17 protein-coding genes and 1 riboswitch are annotated in these 18163 nt (G+C 41.1%); of the genes, 9 read left to right on the top strand and 8 right to left on the bottom strand.

All coding sequences use genetic code 11. From position 1 onward, the window contains the following. The first annotated feature begins 108 nt into the window (after nt 1-108). The 5 genes from ACFRAK_RS10935 (at nt 109) to ACFRAK_RS10915 (ending at nt 4531) form a co-directional block, all read left to right on the top strand. A complete protein-coding gene (locus tag ACFRAK_RS10935) occupies nt 109-765 on the top strand; it encodes a 5-bromo-4-chloroindolyl phosphate hydrolysis family protein (RefSeq protein ID WP_387704861.1) in 657 nt (218 codons plus the stop codon). After that, the gene (locus ACFRAK_RS10930) at nt 762-1934 is read left to right on the top strand and encodes a toxic anion resistance protein (RefSeq protein ID WP_260288244.1); all 1173 of its coding nucleotides are present in this window, start codon (nt 762-764) and stop codon (nt 1932-1934) included. The genes ACFRAK_RS10935 and ACFRAK_RS10930 overlap by 4 nt, the downstream gene beginning before the upstream one ends. An 11-nt stretch (nt 1935-1945) precedes the next feature. Next, complete coding sequence (locus ACFRAK_RS10925; protein ID WP_394571734.1) at nt 1946-2515, top strand: nitroreductase family protein; 570 nt, start codon at nt 1946-1948, stop codon at nt 2513-2515. A 193-nt stretch (nt 2516-2708) separates the two neighbouring features. Next, on the top strand, nt 2709-3215 hold the full coding sequence (locus ACFRAK_RS10920) for an SEC-C metal-binding domain-containing protein (RefSeq protein WP_387704857.1): 507 nt from the start codon (nt 2709-2711) through the stop codon (nt 3213-3215). A gap of 320 nt (nt 3216-3535) precedes the next feature. Beyond that, nucleotides 3536-4531, top strand: coding sequence for a S8 family peptidase (locus ACFRAK_RS10915; RefSeq protein ID WP_387601678.1), 996 nt, complete (start codon nt 3536-3538; stop codon nt 4529-4531). A gap of 51 nt (nt 4532-4582) precedes the next feature. Here the strand turns inward: ACFRAK_RS10915 and ACFRAK_RS10910 are convergent, their stop codons facing one another. Beyond that, entirely contained in the window at nt 4583-5245 is a 663-nt protein-coding gene (locus tag ACFRAK_RS10910; RefSeq protein ID WP_387601681.1) for a YcnI family copper-binding membrane protein, read from the bottom strand. 16 nt (nt 5246-5261) lie between these two features. Then, complete coding sequence (locus ACFRAK_RS10905) at nt 5262-6896, bottom strand: copper resistance protein CopC (RefSeq protein WP_394571733.1); 1635 nt, start codon at nt 6894-6896, stop codon at nt 5262-5264. Between the two features lie 300 nt (nt 6897-7196). On the opposite strand from ACFRAK_RS10905, the gene ACFRAK_RS10900 reads away from it, so the two are divergent. Next, a complete protein-coding gene (locus ACFRAK_RS10900) occupies nt 7197-8510 on the top strand; it encodes a cadherin-like beta sandwich domain-containing protein (protein ID WP_387601686.1) in 1314 nt (437 codons plus the stop codon). A 181-nt stretch (nt 8511-8691) separates the two neighbouring features. Here ACFRAK_RS10900 and ACFRAK_RS10895 read toward each other — a convergent pair whose 3' ends face one another. The 3 genes from ACFRAK_RS10895 to ACFRAK_RS10885 all read right to left on the bottom strand — a co-directional run bounded on the left by ACFRAK_RS10895 (nt 8692) and on the right by ACFRAK_RS10885 (nt 11702). Next, a complete protein-coding gene (locus ACFRAK_RS10895; protein ID WP_387601688.1) occupies nt 8692-10323 on the bottom strand; it encodes a PAS domain S-box protein in 1632 nt (543 codons plus the stop codon). Nucleotides 10324-10438: 115 nt separating this feature from the next. After that, complete coding sequence (locus ACFRAK_RS10890; protein ID WP_387601691.1) at nt 10439-11095, bottom strand: TVP38/TMEM64 family protein; 657 nt, start codon at nt 11093-11095, stop codon at nt 10439-10441. A gap of 121 nt (nt 11096-11216) precedes the next feature. Next, nucleotides 11217-11702, bottom strand: coding sequence for a QueT transporter family protein (locus ACFRAK_RS10885; protein ID WP_076372803.1), 486 nt, complete (start codon nt 11700-11702; stop codon nt 11217-11219). A 6-nt stretch (nt 11703-11708) separates the two neighbouring features. Further along, a riboswitch (PreQ1 riboswitch) is annotated at nt 11709-11753 on the bottom strand. Nucleotides 11754-11921: 168 nt separating this feature from the next. On the opposite strand from ACFRAK_RS10885, the gene ACFRAK_RS10880 reads away from it, so the two are divergent. Together ACFRAK_RS10880 and ACFRAK_RS10875 are read left to right on the top strand one after the other, a co-directional pair. Then, nucleotides 11922-12437, top strand: a complete 516-nt coding sequence (locus ACFRAK_RS10880; protein WP_394571732.1) for a YbaK/EbsC family protein — start codon at nt 11922-11924, stop codon at nt 12435-12437. A 141-nt stretch (nt 12438-12578) separates the two neighbouring features. Further along, complete coding sequence (locus ACFRAK_RS10875) at nt 12579-13391, top strand: hypothetical protein (protein WP_387601698.1); 813 nt, start codon at nt 12579-12581, stop codon at nt 13389-13391. A 76-nt stretch (nt 13392-13467) separates the two neighbouring features. Here ACFRAK_RS10875 and ACFRAK_RS10870 read toward each other — a convergent pair whose 3' ends face one another. Then, nucleotides 13468-13764 carry a DUF3892 domain-containing protein gene (locus ACFRAK_RS10870; protein ID WP_076372809.1) on the bottom strand — a complete coding sequence of 99 codons (297 nt, stop codon included), beginning with the start codon at nt 13762-13764 and terminating at the stop codon, nt 13468-13470. A gap of 290 nt (nt 13765-14054) precedes the next feature. Here ACFRAK_RS10870 and adhP point away from each other — a divergent pair, with 290 nt between their 5' ends. Next, complete coding sequence (gene adhP / locus ACFRAK_RS10865) at nt 14055-15068, top strand: alcohol dehydrogenase AdhP (protein ID WP_192208130.1); 1014 nt, start codon at nt 14055-14057, stop codon at nt 15066-15068. A gap of 42 nt (nt 15069-15110) precedes the next feature. Here adhP and ACFRAK_RS10860 read toward each other — a convergent pair whose 3' ends face one another. Both ACFRAK_RS10860 and ACFRAK_RS10855 read right to left on the bottom strand, forming a co-directional pair. Beyond that, nucleotides 15111-16541, bottom strand: coding sequence for a sigma-54-dependent transcriptional regulator (locus tag ACFRAK_RS10860; protein ID WP_387704852.1), 1431 nt, complete (start codon nt 16539-16541; stop codon nt 15111-15113). A 4-nt stretch (nt 16542-16545) separates the two neighbouring features. Further along, entirely contained in the window at nt 16546-18162 is a 1617-nt protein-coding gene (locus ACFRAK_RS10855) for a GAF domain-containing sensor histidine kinase (protein WP_394571731.1), read from the bottom strand. Nucleotide 18163: the final 1 nt, after the last annotated feature.

Here is an 18163-nt window from a genome sequence, read left to right as displayed (position 1 = left end):
TTCCTATATCGTTTAGGATAGGGGAAATTCTTTTAATCCTTCTTGAAACCAATCCATGGGATAATCCGTATATAATAGAAAAGAGTGTAAGTCAGGAGTGTAATGATTATGAATCGATTTCTTGCCGATTTTGTTCCGATATTGATTGCATTTCCAATGGTTTTGCCGATATGGATGATTAGCTATTTTGCATTGAATCAACCGTTTGCCTTATCCGTTGTCATTTCTTTAGCAGGAGGGGCGCTTGCATACTGGCTAAGTTCTGTATATTTTTCATCAAGATTCCTCAAAAAACATGAATTGACGAGAAAAGAATATCAATATATTAAGAAAAATTTATTGGAAGCAAAATCGAAGATATGGCGGGTTCAAAAAGCATTAATCTCGGTCAGGCATATCTCTTCTTTTAAACAGAGGAAGGATATGATTAAAATGATCAGAAAAATATATAGTCTGACAAAGAAAGAACCGAAGCGATTTTACCAGGCGGAACAATTTTATTACTCGCATCTGGATTCCGCCATGGAGCTTGCGGAGAAATATGTTTTTTTAGCACAGCAGCCAAAAAAGAATAGGGAGCTCGAACTTTCCTTAACAGAGACTCGCAAAACTTTAAAGGAACTCACTAATACGATAGAAAAGGATTTATATAAAGTGATTGCCGATGATATCGATCACCTTAACTTCGAATTGGATGTTGCTAAGCAATCCATTGAAACTAGAAAAGAGTCACAAGTAATTGATGAAAGCAGGAGGTTAAAATGAATAACAATGATCCAAACCTGTTGAATAAAACGAATAATGCCAGTTTGATCGATGATCTTTTAGCCAATCCATTTGATGGGGTGCAGGAGCTGGAGAAAGTATCTTCCCAGGAAGCGAAACCGGTTAAACTGATTGATGTCATTCCTGAAGAGAACAGGGCAAAGGCATATCAGCTTGCCGAACAAATCGATCCAACGAATCATCAGGCGATGATATCCTATGGTACACCCGCCCAATCAAAGCTTCTGACCTTTTCTAATTCCATGCTTGAGCATGTCCAGAAAAAAGATGTGGGTGAAGTGGGCAACATTATCAGTGATTTAATGAAAAAGTTAAACGAGCTGAGCCCGGATGAGCTAAAACCGGATAAGCCCTCTTTCTTTGCTCGTATGTTCGGGAAGCTCTCGGGATCTGTACAGGAAGTGCTATCCAAATATCAAAAAACCGGTGCCCAAATTGATCGAATCAGTGTGAAACTCGAGCGGAGCAAGAATATCCTGCTATCGGATATCGTAATCCTTGAAAAGCTATATGAAACGAATAAGGATTATTTCCAGGCATTGAATGTCTATATTGCAGCCGGGGAAATTAAACTCGAAGAAATCCATGGGAAAACGATTCCGGAGTTAAGGAAGTCCGCTGAATCGAGCAATGATCAAATGAAGTTCCAGGAAGTCAATGATATGCTGCAATTTGCTGAACGGTTGGATAAAAGGCTTCATGATTTGAAATTGAGTCGCGAAATTACGATTCAAAGCGCACCGCAAATCAGGCTGATCCAAAACACGAATCAGGCGCTGGTCGAGAAAATACAATCTTCGATCATGACAGCCATCCCCCTTTGGAAAAATCAGGTTGCGATTGCATTGACCTTAATCAGGCAAAGGCATGCAGTAGAAGCACAAAAGCAGGTTTCCAAAACTACAAATGACTTGTTATTGAAGAACTCTGAGATGCTGAAAACGAATACCATTGAAACGGCAAAAGAAAATGAGCGCGGACTTGTCGATATCGAAACATTAAAGAATACCCAAGCTAACTTGATTTCCACGCTTGAGGAAACCATGCGGATTCAAGAAGAAGGAAGGCATAAACGCCGACAAGCCGAACGGGAATTGGCTTCAATGGAAAATGAACTGAAACAGAAACTATTGGAAATAAAGGGATAAGGGGAGATAACATGGAAACCATCGAGGCTATAAAAACGAGAAGAAGCATTGGAATCGTCAAGCAAGATCCGGTACCTAAGGAAATGATCGAGCAAATCATTGAAGCTGGAACGTATGCCCCTAATCACCATCGAACGGAGCCTTGGCGCTTTTTTGTAATGACAGGAGAAGGAAGAAATAAACTTGGAGAGGTATTCGAAGAAATCACAAGAATTGAAAATGCTGATGATATCCCTGAAAGTTTAATCAGCAAGCTCGAAAGGCAAAAAAAGAATCCATTAAGGGCTCCAGTCATCATCGCAGTGGGCATAGAGCCTAGTGATAAGAATAATGTCCTCGTGGCAGAAGAATATGCAGCAGTGAACAGTGCCATTCAGAACATGCTTCTTGCGGCACATTCCCTAGGTCTGGGAGCGGTATGGAGAACGGGAAAAATAACTTATAATGAAAAGGTCCGTGAATTTTTCAATTTATCCTCAAAAGGAGAAGTATTGGCTTTCATATACTTGGGTTATCCTGATATGGAGCCGAAACCTGCCAAAAAAACACCGTTTGATGAATTGACCACATGGATCGGATGAAGGGTTGAGGGGCAGCTGCATCAGTGGATACACACTGATGCAGCTTTTTTTTGCCTTCAAAAAGGATTCCTTAAATCTGATTTTGATGAAAGGGATTTGGATTCGACAGGCTTCGTTTCAAGTGACGATTGGTGAATTAGGTTGTACAATACAGAGGAAGAATAAATTTTGATGAATTAGGATGTGTCTATAGATGAGAACGATTGATCCATTTGAGATACTTGATGGAAAAGCGATAAAATATTTGGATGTTTTTGGCGTGGAGGATGGAATTGCTTTAAAGAGTAAGTACGAAGATAAAACATATTGGATATATGATTATTATTGTATGCACCAGACTTGTGATTGCCAGGAAGTATATCTTGAATTCGTTGAGGAGCTTAAAGGAAATAAACAGGCAGGACAGCATTTTGGAGTGAGGGTTTCTTTCGGGGATAATCAATTTGTCCTTGAGGATTATAATATTTCCAAGCAAAAGGCGATGGATATTGCGGAAGATACGTTAAAATACAGTAAAGATGTTATGGAGTTATTTAAACAGCGGTATCAGCAAATGAAGGAAAAAGGCATGCAAATCATCATGGAAAGTGCAAAGGCAGCAAAAATGCCGCATGTTCATACAGAGCCGGTAATTGGCAGAAACGAACCATGCCCATGCGGAAGCGGGAAAAAATTCAAAAAATGCTGCGGCGCAGCTTAACATCTCATGGAAGCTGACTCGATTTGGGGTCGCTTCTTTTTTATTTGGGAAAAAATTGAGTAATGAATAAAAAAAAATATGGCGTTTTGCGAACATTTGTTCTATAATAAGAGTACCAGATAATAACACAAAAAGAAATAAAAAGTAGTTATTTAGACGGAATTTTCCAAAAACTTCTTTTTTCTTTTCATAAATCTGGTATATATAAGAGAGAAGAGTTTTTTGATCTCATCTCTTTCAACGGTAGACGGCAACCAGACGGGATGAATATCCCACACTGATGGCAGTTTAACTTATTGAACGAAGGAAGGGGTAATCAAATGACAAGAGAAAAAAGATTAATACCTTACAAAGTTCTTGAAGTAATGGAAACGGTGAAAGAGAAGATTCCTGAGGGAGTCGAGCTTGTGAAAGCCCCGGCAATTTGGGAGAAAAGCAATTATGGTGAGGGCGTGATAGTTGCCGTCATCGATACAGGCATTGACAAGGGACATCCAGACCTCAAGGAAAGAATCATTGGTGGGAAGGATTTTACCAATACCGGGGATTATCAAGATGATAATGGACATGGGACACATGTTAGCGGTACGATTGTGGCTGCCGTCAATAATGCTGGTGTAGTGGGAATGGCCCCGAAAGCGAGCATATTAGCGTTAAAGGCCTTAAATGGTCAAGGGCAAGGTGATATAGCTTGGATTAATGGAGCTCTGGAGTATGCAATCAATTGGCGGGGACCTAATGAAGAGAAGGTTTCGGTCATTTCACTTTCACTTGGCGGTCCTCCGGATGAGGCTGAACACAAACTCATTCAAAAAGCCCTTAAGAATGATATCCTAGTTGTTTGCGCAGCTGGAAATAGTGGTGATGGGCGTCATGAAACGGATGAATTGGATTATCCAGGAGCATATCCCGAGGTAGTGGAAGTCGGAGCCGTGGATTTAAGCAGAAATTTAGCGGATTTTTCGAATACAAATGATGAAATTGACTTGGTGGCGCCAGGTGTCGATATTCTTTCTACGTATCCAGGAAATAAATTTGCCCGGTTGAGCGGAACGTCAATGGCTACGCCCCATGTAAGCGGTGCAGCAGCCCTCTTGAAAGTGATTGCTGAAAAGGAATTTGACCGCAATTTAACTGAAGCGGAATTATATGCACAGCTGGTGAAAAGTACGGAAGATCTGGGAATAAGCAAAAAAGCACAGGGAAATGGATTGCTTAACCTAACGATAGCGGACCAAAGAGCTGAAAAATCGATTAAGATTACCATAGAATCAGAAAACCTTAAGTTACCGAGTAAATCGGTGGTCATGGAATAATAGAAGGGAAAAAAGGTGCCTCAAGAATTCTTGGGGCACCTTCCATAATGATTATTTTTTAGTTTTCCTTAGAGCTGCAAAAAGTGCTACAATCGACAGGATTAGTGAAATGACAGCCAGAGTGATGAACAGCGTTTGATTGCCATCACCTTCTGTTGTTGCCGAATCCTTTGAATTGTCAGTTGCCGTGGAATCATTAGTTTCAGCCTCATCTTTGTGACCATGGTCCGCTGGTTCTGCATCAGCCTTGGGCGCAACCGTAATCTCCGTTACAGAATGCGGTAGGTCTGAGCCTTCATCACCGCTCCATTCAACAATTTCACCATCTTCGTAATATTGAAATGCATCCCAGGCAACTTTTGTTTCTTCTTTTGGATTTTGTGCTACGAAAGAGAATTGCTGGAATTGTCCAGCAGCTATTCCTTCATCAGTTGCTGTCCAAGTTACCGTTTTTACATGCCCATCTTTGTCACCTTCTGTTGATACTTTCCACCCCGGTACAGGCTGATAGCTTTCAAAAGTAACCCCTTCAGGTACTTTTAAAGTCACCTTTGTAGTGGCAGTTTCTTTCTCTACTGGTACTTTGAGTGTATAAGTTTCCCATGCCTCAGGTGCAGATGAACTAGGCTTGACTGTAACGTGAGCATATGCTGAACCGGAAAAAATGAATAATGCAGCAAATGTGAAAATAAGTAGTTTTGAAATGTTTTTCATTAATATTAACCTCCTGTTATGAATTCCCTATGAAAATTATAAAATCAGCATCAATTGAATCCAGGCTTTCAGTTAATCCGTGAACATGGATATTCCACTTTCCTGGCATGGTTAATAAAGACTTTGATGTAAATGTACCTGTGTTTTTCTCCTTCATTTGCAGTTTTATTTCACCGCGTGGCGTATCTAATGGCTGCATAGTGATTGTAAGCTGCTCTATTTCAGCAATGGGCTTGCCTTCATTGAATAGGTTTACTTGAATCACGTTATCCCCGACTTCATTGGGAGTCACCATTAATGTAACCTCATTATTTTCTTCAGTCCGTAACGTCTTTTCAATGGGCCCGGGAGAAGACATGGCAGTTTGGACATTTGTCAGCAGAGCTGCAATGAGAAGTATGACGATTCCTAAACCAAACTCCATTCCTACACTATAACCAAGTTTTCTCGTTTGCTTTTTCCCTCTGAGAAAATGGAAGCCTCCTAAAACGATCATGACTAACATGAGAATGATTTTCGCCAGTAACAATTGTCCATATGTTGTGTAAAACAATGAATGGATAGTCGGAACATGCTGTAAACTGCTATATATCCCGCTAACAATCAGTATGATTACAAACAGAAATGTCCATCTGGAAAACCTTTGAATGATTGACCAGTAAAATGTTTTCTTATCTTCTTGGACTGCCTGCCGATCAGCAAGACCAGGTAAAATCACCAATATGGCCAAAAGGCCGCCGAGCCATAAAGCCATGGACAACAGATGAAGGAAATCCATCAAAACGGCCAGAACCTGATTAGGAACAGCAGCTGTATGTCCAGTTAAAGCCTTACAAATCATCAAGCTGGCCATTATGATGAAAGAAAAGAAAGGCAATGATTTATTCAGGGAGTTCTCGAGCATGAAATAAATCACTAAAAATAGAAGAAGCAATATTAGAACTTCAATGATCCAGACCGCTCCAAAGTTTGTGGCATTCAATACTTCTTTTATATAAGTCAATTTAAATGCATCCGTCCAACCTACGCCAGCGTCAATCGTAACTTTTAAGGGCAGATTTAAGAAGATGGAAAAGGCTAAACCTGCATATGAAAGCCAAAGGTATAGACGTGTTCTTCTGCTTGCTTCAAAAAGTCGAGGATCCTTCATTAACGATAATCTGAAAAAAAGGATTCCAGTAAGTGCAGCGAAGCATATGTATTGAAGACTTTGAAGGATAACATTGATGGAATTCGGAAAACTTGCATTCACTTCGGGATTTTCTTGGTCTGAAAGGCCCGCTGAATCTCCGAATTGAAAGGGAATTGTTCCTTCAATGGGATGTCCATCACTTGAAACCACTCTCCATTTAATGTAATAAATCCCTTCGTCGATAGTGCCCTTCCACTTAGCTTCCAGTATTTTTTCACTTTGTTCCGAGATTTTACTGTCATGAATTTGAACTTTGTCCCCGCCTTGGCTGAATACCTCAAGCGAATGGAAAGATGGTTGAATATTCTCGCTGAATTGAATGCTGATCTTTTCAGGAAGGGTATCCACCGCTTCATTCGGGCTAGGATTAGAGCTTATTACCGTAGCATGACCAAATGCCATTGCCGGGTATAAAAGCAAACTGAATAGGCTGACTACCAGCCATAAATATTTTTTCATCTTGGTGTGCCATCATCCTTTCATCAGATCATGTAAGCCCATTATAAAAGGAAAATGTGAAAAAACAGTGAAAATAAATTAGTTATCTAAAGGCAGTTTGAAAGGTTTGCTAGAAAAGTGATAACAATAAGTTTAGATTTGCCTTCCTACCTCCATTATTGCCATAAATATTGGTTTGGAATTCCTTTTTGCAAAACATTAATAGACATCCTGTTGGTATAAACTCCATTAAGAAATAATTAAGGTTCCTTTGATAACCTGACCCTATCATGTTTGCAGGAATTATAGGAGGGATAGGCTTTGCTAAAGAAGGGATTAAAAGAAAAAAGTGTGAAGGTGATCTTGGTTGGTTCCCTTGTGGGGATGGGCACATCCGCTTATATGCCCGTGGCAGGGGCTGCAGAAGACACTTCCGTCATTCAAAAAGAGGAACAAATGGTAAATAGTCTTTCAAAGCTGGAAATAGAGGGTATAGCACTGGAACAAAAATTTTCTGAAGATGTACACGAGTATAGTTCGGCAGTGGGAAATGATGTGGAAAAGATCAACTTACTTGCAGCAAGTCCTAACGAGAATGCAGCCATATACGTGAATGGTGTCAAAATGACAGAGGGGAAGGTGAAGGACTTACAGCTTCAAACTGGCATGAATACGTTTGAAATCACCGTCAGTGATGGGCAAAATGAAACGGTTGCCTATACGCTCAAGGTTGAAAGACTTGAAAGTGATGATAACCTTTTAACATCAATTGGATTATCAGAAGGCTTAATAACATTCGATTCTAAAGTGACAGCTTATAACGCTTCTGTCGAAAATGAAGTCCAGTCCATTACGGTAACTCCGACATTGAGTGACAGTACCGCAATTGTAAAGGTGAATGGAAAGGATGCAACCAATTCAGGTGTAAAGGTTACCCTTCCAATCGGTAAGACAAAGGTGAAGATTATCGTTACGGCAGAAAATGGAGATGAAAAAACCTATACGCTTACGATTACACGGGCGGCAGCCAAGGAAAAAGAAGAATCGAAAACTGCACCTAAAGCGGGTGAAGTTCAACAGGAGCCCTCAATAGGAACGGGTAAAACTCAACCATCCTCCGATAAGGGAAATAAATCATCTTTAACATCAACGGAATCCACCAATAATCTAAAACCAAGCAGTGGTGTCAGCCAAGCACAGCAACTTGAAAGCATTTCAACAGAAAAAGCGAAAACGGATTCTATAGAGAAGGGAACGTCAGCAGATGCCTTAGGTGATGAGGGCAATAATGCACCAGTGTTAACCAATCTGACTGTATCATCAGGAGTATGGAACAAAGCTTTTGAATCTAATGAGCATACCTATCATATCGAGGTCGATCATGATATTTCTTCAGTCGAAATGAATGCAACGACAAATGCCAGCGGAGCAACGATTGAATATGATGGTGAGAGCAGAAAAAAAGTGAAGATCAAGGATAAAGCGAAAACAGCCATTTCCGTTACCGTTTCAAAGGATGGGGAGCGCCGTACTTACGTCCTTGTTTTCGAAAAGGATATGGATGTGGAAATGGATGAGGAAGAAACCGTGGATGATGTCATAACAAAAGGGTGGGAGTTGAGGCAACGCAGATGAGTACAGCCGGCAAGTCGGAGGGAGATACATACAATAATACTGGAGGCCAAATTGATCGCAAACAACCTGGTGGGACCGGGTCATTCTTTGGGAATATTAAGGATTTCTTCACCTCCTTGATTAAATAGGGATGGGTCTGAATCCTGCAAAAAAAGGACAAGGTTTAGGCTTGTCCTCGGATTTATATTTTTATGGGCAAAATGATTTGGACCTCGGTTCCATGGTTTAGTTCGCTGTTAAAGTGGACCTTTCCCCGATGCGCCTCAATGATTCGGCAACTGACTGTCAGTCCTAATCCGGTTCCTTTTTCTTTAGAAGAATAGAAAGGTTCGCCAAGATGCTTTATCCGTTTTTTTTCAATTCCGCTTCCATTATCTTTGATGGTAATGGAAAGGTTATTGTCGATGCGTTCAAAATCAATCCAAATGTGATCAGCGGATGCCTCCATTGAATTCTTGAGCATGTTTATGAATACTTGTTTTAATTGGTTTCCCTCACATAATAGAAGCGGTATTTCGTTTTTAACAGATATTGATATTTGGGTGGGGTACGAGTCCGCCTCTGGTTTCAACAAGGTTTTGACATCATTCATCAGGTCGATGATTTGATGTTTGCTGAATGGAAGTTCCTGTGGTTTTGCCAGAACGAGTAACTCGCTTACAATAAGATTGATCCGGTCCAATTCACTTAACATGATCGTGTAGTATTGTTCATAGGGATGGTCGCTCTTTTTAAGCAGCTGGACGAAACCTTTTAAAGAAGTCAGCGGGTTTCGTACCTCGTGAGCCACACTTGCGGCAAGTTCGCCGACTATCGATAATTTTTCAGTTCTTCTTAAGCGTGCTTCGGTTTCCCGAATTTGAGTGACTTCTTTAGCATAAGTAATGATTCCTACTAAATCCTCTCCAACCATCATCGGGACAAACGAACAAGAAAGTAAGATGGACTTCCCGTACTTCGTCAGGAATTCTATATCTTTCCCTTTTTTTATCCCCTTTTGGTTTTCCAGGACATATTGGCAAGATGTACGGATCAATTCCGCGTCTTCTGCTGAGAAGTTCAAATTAATGAATGAGGCTCCATGTATTTCTTCCTGTTGAAAGCCTGTTACCGTTTCAAACCTTGGATTAACGGTCGTGATCATTCCGTTTAAATCAAGCATCAGCATCGGATAAGGGTTGTGTTCAAACAATGATTTATAGCGTTGTTCACTATCGAATAATTGATTCTCCGCGACTACTCTTTCAGAAATATCCCTGCCGATGACGACTAAGCCTTTTCGTGAACCATCCTCATTGAACAGAGGAACCTTGATCGTATCAAAGGTCTTGTGATTGCCATCGGGAAGAGGGACGATTTCCTCACACCTTGTGATTTCTCCTTTTACCCAAGTTTCTTCATCGGATACTTCACAGTAGATCAACGACTCTTTATAAAATTCTGAGTATTCCGCGAGCTCGCTGTCTCTTTTTCCCTTATAGTCCACATGCTCCAATTGAAATAATTGCAGGCCGAAGGTATTGGATTCAAGCCAACGGCCATCACCATCCTTAAAGTTAACGAAATCCACCATTGAATTGATGAGTGTACGCCGACGTTGCTCAGCTTCTTTTAATTGCTTGAATTCTTCCCTTTTAGCTAAATAAAGATATAAAACCAAGCCTATTGATAAAAGGAAAACAAATCCTTCCGCTCTTTGAAGTTGAATGAAGACCTCTTTGTTTTGGATATTTGTAGTTAAAAAATAGTCGAACACGACTAGTGTTAGAATCCCGGATAGGATATATATTGCTAAAATGGAGCGTTTGGACATGGAGATTCTCCCTGATTTTAAGACATTTCTAAGGTAAAATTACATACACATTTTAACAAACTATCGGAAAAAAATATATGCAGATTCCTAAATAAAAAAACAGGGGCCAAAGTGGTCACCTGTTTTTTCTGAAAAAGGTTTGTTTCCTTTTCTTTTTTGCACGCTTATAGATAATGAAAAATAGTAAGAGGACGAGTGCGAGTGCTGCTAGCGTATATTGGTTCATTTCAACAGATAATAGTCCATATGGAATGAGCGAAAGGAAGAAAAAGTAAATAAGGTTGCCAAGTGCCGTCGCTAATAAAAAATCCTTGAAAGTGACGGTGCTGACACCAGCTACCAAGTTAATTAAGCTTGTTGGGATCAGAGGGAAAATCCTGCCTGTAAAAACGTACATGAAGCCATGCTCCACTACGGTTTCTTGCCATTTTTCGCTAATTTTCTTTATGAGAAGTTCCTGAAACCAGTTTCTTGCTGCATAAAAAATGAAACCTGAGGCAACAACGCTTGTAAACCAACTCCATAGATATCCATATATGAATCCGAATATCGCGACATTGATGGTCAGGAGCAAAATTAAGGGGATGATTGTAAAAGAATTTTGTACAAACATCAATACGAATGTCACAATAAATGTAAGCAAAAGGTTTTCCTTCAAAATCCCAATAACAGAATCCAGATCACTTTTCCAAACCAAAGTGAATAACTCTGCATTATAGAAAATAAATATTGCGATTACCAATAGACCGATTATGGTCAGGATTTTTTTCAAAGGGCCACCACCATTCTTACTAGTAGTTTATCATTTTCGAGTTCATTGGTGAAAAAAGAGCTGCCGCATCATTGCAGACAGCTCTTTTCCATTATAGTGGGTTCCCGACACGAAGATTCCATTAAAGCCACTTTTCAAACTGAATTCTTTTGTTCATTCCATAAATGATTGGCGCTCCAATCAAGAGGACAACGAATTCACCGACAGCCGTGGTCATCCAGCTTAACCAGAATGGGAAGCCCAGGGCAAGATTCAGCTCAATTGCAATTAAAAACATTGTGAACGTGAAAAAGATAATCGTGGCGATCATCCGTCCTTTAATGCCTTTTATGAACCGAGAAACAAAAATGACAAGCAATAAGGCGAGCAGAGATTGCCCCACCCCGAAAATCAAGTCATATGGCACCATCGGCGAAAAGAGCAGATTCGATATGAAGACTCCGCCGACGATACCGTAGATATACTTTTTATTGAATACAATCAGATGATTCAATATTTCCGGTACACGAAATTGGAACATCTGAAATGAAATTGGTTGGAATACCAATGAGACCGCCACATACAAGGCAGCCAATAACCCGCTTATTACGAGTGTACGAACATTCATTTTACTCTCTCCCTAGTTTTTTATCGTGGGATGGTTACGAACCACGTTTAGGCATTTGCCCGATGTTTAATAGTATCCCATGTAAGCTTGTTTCGTCAATTTGTAAAGAATGGTTTTAATTTATAAGTTTCCAAGCAGGGGAAGTGGCTCAAGGATTTTGATTTATTGCAATGATGGATGATATTATTTCAATATGTACTTCAAAGGAGTGAATATAGGATGTCGATCGAAAGTGTCAAAAGCCATTTTAAACAATGGGACCGGGAAGGCGATGTAATGGAGTTCGAAACATCGAGTGCTACAGTGATTGAAGCAGCGGAAACCATCGGTGTTATCCCAGCGCGGATTGCTAAGACTCTTTCCTTTAAGGGAGAAGGTGAAAAAGCCATTTTGGTTGTTGCCGCAGGGGACTCGAAAGTGGATAATAAGAAATTTCGTCAGACGTTCGGTTTCAAAGCACGTATGCTTTCACCTGAAGAAGTGCTTGCACAGACCGGCCATGCCATCGGAGGGGTTTGCCCGTTTGGTTTGGCAAATGATCTAGCTGTTTTTCTTGATGTATCGATGAAACGCTTTGATACATTGTTCCCGGCATGCGGCAGTGCGAACTCTGCAATAGAACTTAAACTCGCTGAGTTGTTTGAATATTCAGGTGCTAAGGATTGGGTGGATGTATGCAAAGGTTGGGAAGAGAAGGGAAATGAGGAAACGCCGATAGGCAATGCATGCAGTTAATGGCCTTTGATGGTTTCAAAAAATCCACATGAATGGTATTGAGTCCACTACGGTGGACTTTATTTTAGTGGCGGCCGCATACATTTTCTATGGTTTAAGCGGAAAATCGGGCGGAAAGTGTTCCTGAGCGGAGGTTGAAAGATGTTAAATGAAAGCAAAAGAAAAAGCAATAACAGCTATCTTAGTCTTAAAACTCTTTATGAAGAGAATATAACGGTTAAGAGCATTGCCCAGGAGCTTGAGTTTTGCCATAAAAACGATCTGGCGGTGGATATCCAGAAAGCATTGGAAAAAAAGAACTTTGATATATTGGCAGTGCAAGATCAGGGGGAAATCATCGGGTATATCGAAAGGGAAGAACTCGGTGATGGAAGCATTTCTGAATATTTGAGAAACTTTTCACCAAGGGAAATGGTTTCGGATTCAACCCCTTTGATCCAGCTTCTCCAGATTTTTAAGAATAAAACAAGGGTGTTCGTATTAGAGAATAATTCGATTAAAAAGTTGATTACCCATGCCGACCTTCAAAAGCCTCCGATCAGGATGCTGATATTCGGATACATTACTTTATTGGAAATGAGGATGAGCGATATCATCCAGGATAGATTCGGCGATGGCAGCTGGTATCCAATGATCAGCGAAGACCGTTTAGAAAAGGCAACCGAATTATATAGAAGGAGAATCGATAAAAACGAGGATATCAATATAATCGAGTGCCTGCAAATCAGTGATAAATTCGATATCATACATAAAGATAAAGATTTGAGGCGCTTCTTCCAAATCCCTTCGAAAAGTAAAGGGAAGAAGGATGCAAATGCCATCCGGAAATTACGGGATAAGATTTCCCATGCTAATGAATTGGGTCTGGACATGTCATGGATGGAAATCATCGAGGTTGTCGAGTCCTGTGGCCGACTGCTCGAAATCTCTGAATCCTATCAGTATGAAAAATAAGGATCCAGCTAATCATGCTGGTTCTTTTTTAGCGCATCCAAATAGAAAAAACTGCCCATATCAGGCAGTCTCCCCCTTAAAACTCCGGCAGTTGATCCAGATTATTTTCTTTTATCCCATCGGGCTCACTCCGCAATATGTCACGTCCATATTTATGAAAGACGTCAACATTGGCCAGGTTGCCTGCTTTGGCTTCCGAAAGGGCTGTGGGGTAGTCGAGTTCGCGGCCGGAGTTCGTCTTGATGGCGATAATATTGTCCTCTTCATTTTTCCTTACAGCGATGATTTCTTCTTTTCCTGCTGAATCAGCTTGGTTTGCTTGCGGTGTTCCCTGCTGTTTATATGATTCATAGGCTTTTTCAAATTGGTCCATGTTTTAGACACCTCCTATTTATAGGGTGAGCCATTTTTTCTGCAATATACAAACCGGATTTCGTCCAACTTGAGCCGTTAATTCGTCCAAATGGGCCGATTTTTCGGCACTTTATTAAAGTGAATGCTGTCTTTTTTGCTTTTTTTCAGTGGCATGGCACTTGCATCTTGTGTAAGTAGCAGGTGTAAGTAGTAGCAAGAAATAATATCCACTGGATTAAGGGAGGAAAATGAATCATGAATGTAAAACAAGGGGCAAGCACTGTAAATGAAAAACAAAAGGTCAAGACAATGAAAGCGGCGGTCGTCAATGAATTTAACCAAAAACTTGAGATTAAAGAAGTTCCCATCCCCGAGTTGGAATATGGTGAGATATTAGTGAAAATTAAAGCCTGTGGCGTATGTCATACCGATTTGCATGCGGTACATGGTGATTGGCCGGTAAAACCCAAGCTTCCGCTTATCCCCGGACATGAGGGTGTGGGCATTATAGAAAAGGTGGCAGAAGGCGTAACTTCCTTGAAAGTAGGTGACCGTGTTGGGATCCCATGGCTTTATTCGGCCTGTGGCGATTGTGAATATTGTCTGACCGGAAGGGAAACGCTTTGCTTGGATCAATTGAATGCAGGCTATTCGGTGGACGGAGGGTATGCGGAATATTGTAAAGCACCCGCCAAATATGTGGTGAAGGTTCCAGAAGGGCTTGACTTTGCGGAGATTTCACCAATTTTCTGTGCAGGTGTTACGACTTATAAAGCGCTAAAGGTGTCAGAAGCAAAACCAGGCGATTGGGTAGCGGTTTATGGAATTGGCGGATTGGGACATGTTGCCCTGCAATATGCAAAAGCGATGGGCTTTAATGTAATTGCTGTCGATATTCAAGATGATAAGCTGGATCTGGCAACTGAACTTGGGGCGGATTATACGGTTAATGGGCTTAAGACCGATCCTGTTCAGGCTATAAAGGATAAAGTTGGCGGTGTGCAGGCATCCATTTCTGTAGCGGTTACGAAAAAAGCTTTCGAACAGGCTTACAGTTCAGTCAAGAGGGGCGGGACACTTGTCGTAGTCGGATTGCCGAATGATGAACTCCCAATCCCGATTTTTGATACAGTGCTAAATGGGGTAACTGTAAAAGGGTCAATCGTCGGCACGAGAAAAGATTTACAGGAAGCCGTTCAATTTGCTGCTGAGGGTAAAGTCAGAACGAATATAGAGACGAGGAAACTTGATGAAATAAATGATGTGTTTTCAATGATGGAAAAGGGGGAAATCAACGGACGCATCGTATTGACGCTAGAATAGGAACAGAGGAGGATGTCCTGGAACGGGGCATCCTCCTTTTTATTATGTCTGGTTCTTCTCATTTAATATATAACGTAATTTCCGTATGGATATCTGCAAGCGTTTGGCTGCCTCATTCCGGTTGCCGTAAGTTTTTTGCAGTGCCTGCATGACGAGTTCCTTTCCAATTGTAGATTGAAGCTGTTTGATTTCCGTAAGTATTTCTTCAAGCATCAGTTCATCCTTTTCATTAAAGTCGGCCACTAGCCTTTTTCGCCATTCTTCAAGAAGGTTTTCAGTTGACTGAGTCCCATTAGTGGACACGTTTTTGTCAGGCGTGATCTGGCTGTTAGTGAGAGAGATATCATTGGCGGATATTACCGACTTATGGTCTGCAAGAGTTAATGTGCGCATGACCACATTAGATAGTTCGCGTATGTTGCCTGGCCAGTTGTATTGCTGTAATTTTTCGATGGCCTCATTGGAAAAAGAGATATCTCCATGACCATTCCTCTCAATCAAGTGACGGACAAGCAAGGGAATATCCTCTTTTCGATTCCTTAAAGGCGGGATATCGAGAGTCACGACATTCAGCCGGTAAAATAGGTCTTCCCGGAATTTATTTTTGTCCACTGCCTGCTGTAGGTTTTCATTGGAGGCTGCCACTAACCGGGCGTTCGTCCGTAATGCCCCGCTGCTGCCAACCCGCATGAATTCCCTCGTTTCCAAAACTCGAAGCAATTTGACCTGGATGGCGGGACTCGCATCCGCAATTTCATCAAGAAAAAGCGTCCCGTTCCCGGCAATTTCGAAAAAACCCTTTCGCAGCTGGGTCGCTCCGGTGAAAGCGCCCTTTTCATGACCAAATAATTCGCTCTCAAGCAGGGATTCAGAGATCGCTCCACAATTGATGCCGATAAAAGGTTCATGGTTTCGGGGGCTGGCAATGTGAATGAAGCGTGAAAGCACTTCTTTACCGCTTCCGGTTTCTCCTTCGATTAATACATTGACGGATTTTTGGGCGACCTTGAAAGCCGTTTCAATCAAATTCTTCATTAAAGGACTTTCGCCGACGATGAATCCTGAATCCTCTGCCAGTTTATGGATGAAATGCTGATTCAAATCTTCATTTTCATTTAAAAGGTTGTCAATCTGCCTTTCCAGTACTTCAATGTCCACAAAGGGTTTTTCCATATAATCACTCGCGCCAAGTTTCATTGCATCAACAGCGGTCTTGACGGTGCTGTATCCGGTCATGATCAGTACCTTGCAACGCGGCTGCAGCTGTTTTAAATGCTGCAGGAGGGAAAGTCCATCACAATCCGGAAGTTTCAGGTCTATCATTGCGACATCAAAACGCTGCTGATTCCAATCCATTTCATGAAAATCCTTCCCACTATTCACAACTTGTACGAGATAACCTTTCATCGTAAAAAGGCGGGAAAGAAAAGTCCCAACCTCTTTCTCATCGTCTACCACAAGTAAATGAACCACATTATCATCCCCTTTCCTCTTCTGCTTGTAAGGGAAGCCTCAGGAAAAAAGTGCTTCCTTGTCCTGGTGTGCTCAAAACGTCGATATTCCCACCATGGTCTTTGGCGATGCCAAGGCTTACAGACAGCCCCAAACCGGTACCTTTTTCACGGTCTTTAGTCGTATGGAAGGGATGGAATATGAAGGGCAGGCGTTCTTTTTCAATCCCGGTTCCGTTATCAGTCACCCGAACCACCATGAACTTGTTATCTGTATAGGTAGTGATCGCAATCAATTTTTCCGTTTGGGCGGACTCATCCAATGCGTCCTTGGCATTCAATAGCAAGTTGATGATGATCTGTTCTATCTGCGGCTGGCTGCCCTTTATGTAAGGAAGGTCTTCCTGAAGGGTAAGATGGAGGGATATCTGCTTCTTCCCAAGTTGGAACTTCAAAAGGTTCAAAACCTGGTTAATGGCTTCGTTAATAGAGTAATAGTGGAATCTATACTCATCTTGCCTTGAAAAGGTAAGCAGGCTTTTCACTATTTGCCTGCATCGATCTCCGCAAACCTTAATATCGTTTAACAGCATATGATCCAGATTATCCTGTGGGGTTTTACGTAATAAAATTTGCGAGTTACCAAGAATGGCCGTTAATGGGCTATTCAATTCATGGGCAATCCCAGCTGCCATTTCACCGATCGCCCCAAGTTTACCGGCGTGTAATAGCTGGACTTCCATCTGTCTTCTTTCGGTGACATTTTTATAATAAGCAATGACCCCATATACTTGATGTTCCTTATTCTGAATCGGGTAGGCATGCATTTCCAGGATGGTATCATGCTGAAGGAGAATTTCCTGAAACCCTGGCTTATTACATGAAAAGGTATCTTGAATCAGATTTTGGGATTTATCAATTAAAGGAATCTGGTCGGAAAAGCCCCTGGCTGAATCATTGGATTGATAGACCGCTCCTTTCTGATCAAAGACGATGATCATGTCTTCGACTGCTTTGAATGTATCCTCCCACTCCTGTTTGGAATGAAGAACTTCCTTATAAAGCTGGGCATTCTCCAAAGTTAACGCAAGCTGATTGGATAGTTGTTCAAGAAATTCGAGTTCATCTTTATGCCATGTTTTCTTTTTCTTCCTGCCAAAAGTCCAAATTCCGATTTTTTTACTTTTTCCGTATAAAGGGACCAATAGAAGTGATTCGATCTCAAGGGATAATAGACGTTCCTTTTCTCGGAAGTCCGGTAACTGTTTAACTTCCACCTCAATGGGCTGTTTTTCTTTCAAGGCAGACGAGAAATCCTGAAAAGGGTGTAACAAATTTTTGGCATCCATTTCAAGTTCACAGTGACCATTAGGGCAGATATGAAGAAGGGCAGGTTCTTCCTCATACAATATGACAAAATGACTGTCATCGAAGGTAATGAGCTGCTTAAGTTTTGTGATAACATTTCGGAGAATCTCGTGGATGTCGATGTCCATATTCATATTTTTAGTGATGTCATTCATGATTTCAAGCTGCATATTCTTCTTCTTCAGCTGATCCACTGTTTTCTTAAGTTCCGTGTAATACGTTTTCTTTGAAGATTTAACACCTGTCATTAAGTCTATCAATTCAATTTTGTTCATG

It is taken from the genome of Peribacillus sp. NPDC056705, assembly GCF_043656335.1.
The sequence above is the reverse complement of the archived record's forward strand: the minus strand, read 5'-3'. Positions and strand labels throughout refer to the sequence as shown.

Coding starts and splice junctions, on each gene's coding strand:
- ACFRAK_RS10935 (WP_387704861.1), top strand. CDS start 109: ATGAATCGATTTCTTGCCGATTTTGTTCCGATATTGATTGCATTTCCA.
- ACFRAK_RS10930 (WP_260288244.1), top strand. CDS start 762: ATGAATAACAATGATCCAAACCTGTTGAATAAAACGAATAATGCCAGT.
- ACFRAK_RS10925 (WP_394571734.1), top strand. CDS start 1,946: ATGGAAACCATCGAGGCTATAAAAACGAGAAGAAGCATTGGAATCGTC.
- ACFRAK_RS10920 (WP_387704857.1), top strand. CDS start 2,709: ATGAGAACGATTGATCCATTTGAGATACTTGATGGAAAAGCGATAAAA.
- ACFRAK_RS10915 (WP_387601678.1), top strand. CDS start 3,536: ATGACAAGAGAAAAAAGATTAATACCTTACAAAGTTCTTGAAGTAATG.
- ACFRAK_RS10910 (WP_387601681.1), bottom strand. CDS start 5,245: ATGAAAAACATTTCAAAACTACTTATTTTCACATTTGCTGCATTATTC.
- ACFRAK_RS10905 (WP_394571733.1), bottom strand. CDS start 6,896: ATGAAAAAATATTTATGGCTGGTAGTCAGCCTATTCAGTTTGCTTTTA.
- ACFRAK_RS10895 (WP_387601688.1), bottom strand. CDS start 10,323: ATGTCCAAACGCTCCATTTTAGCAATATATATCCTATCCGGGATTCTA.
- ACFRAK_RS10885 (WP_076372803.1), bottom strand. CDS start 11,702: ATGAATGTTCGTACACTCGTAATAAGCGGGTTATTGGCTGCCTTGTAT.
- ACFRAK_RS10880 (WP_394571732.1), top strand. CDS start 11,922: ATGTCGATCGAAAGTGTCAAAAGCCATTTTAAACAATGGGACCGGGAA.
- ACFRAK_RS10875 (WP_387601698.1), top strand. CDS start 12,579: ATGTTAAATGAAAGCAAAAGAAAAAGCAATAACAGCTATCTTAGTCTT.
- ACFRAK_RS10870 (WP_076372809.1), bottom strand. CDS start 13,764: ATGGACCAATTTGAAAAAGCCTATGAATCATATAAACAGCAGGGAACA.
- adhP (WP_192208130.1), top strand. CDS start 14,055: ATGAAAGCGGCGGTCGTCAATGAATTTAACCAAAAACTTGAGATTAAA.
- ACFRAK_RS10855 (WP_394571731.1), bottom strand. CDS start 18,162: ATGAACAAAATTGAATTGATAGACTTAATGACAGGTGTTAAATCTTCA.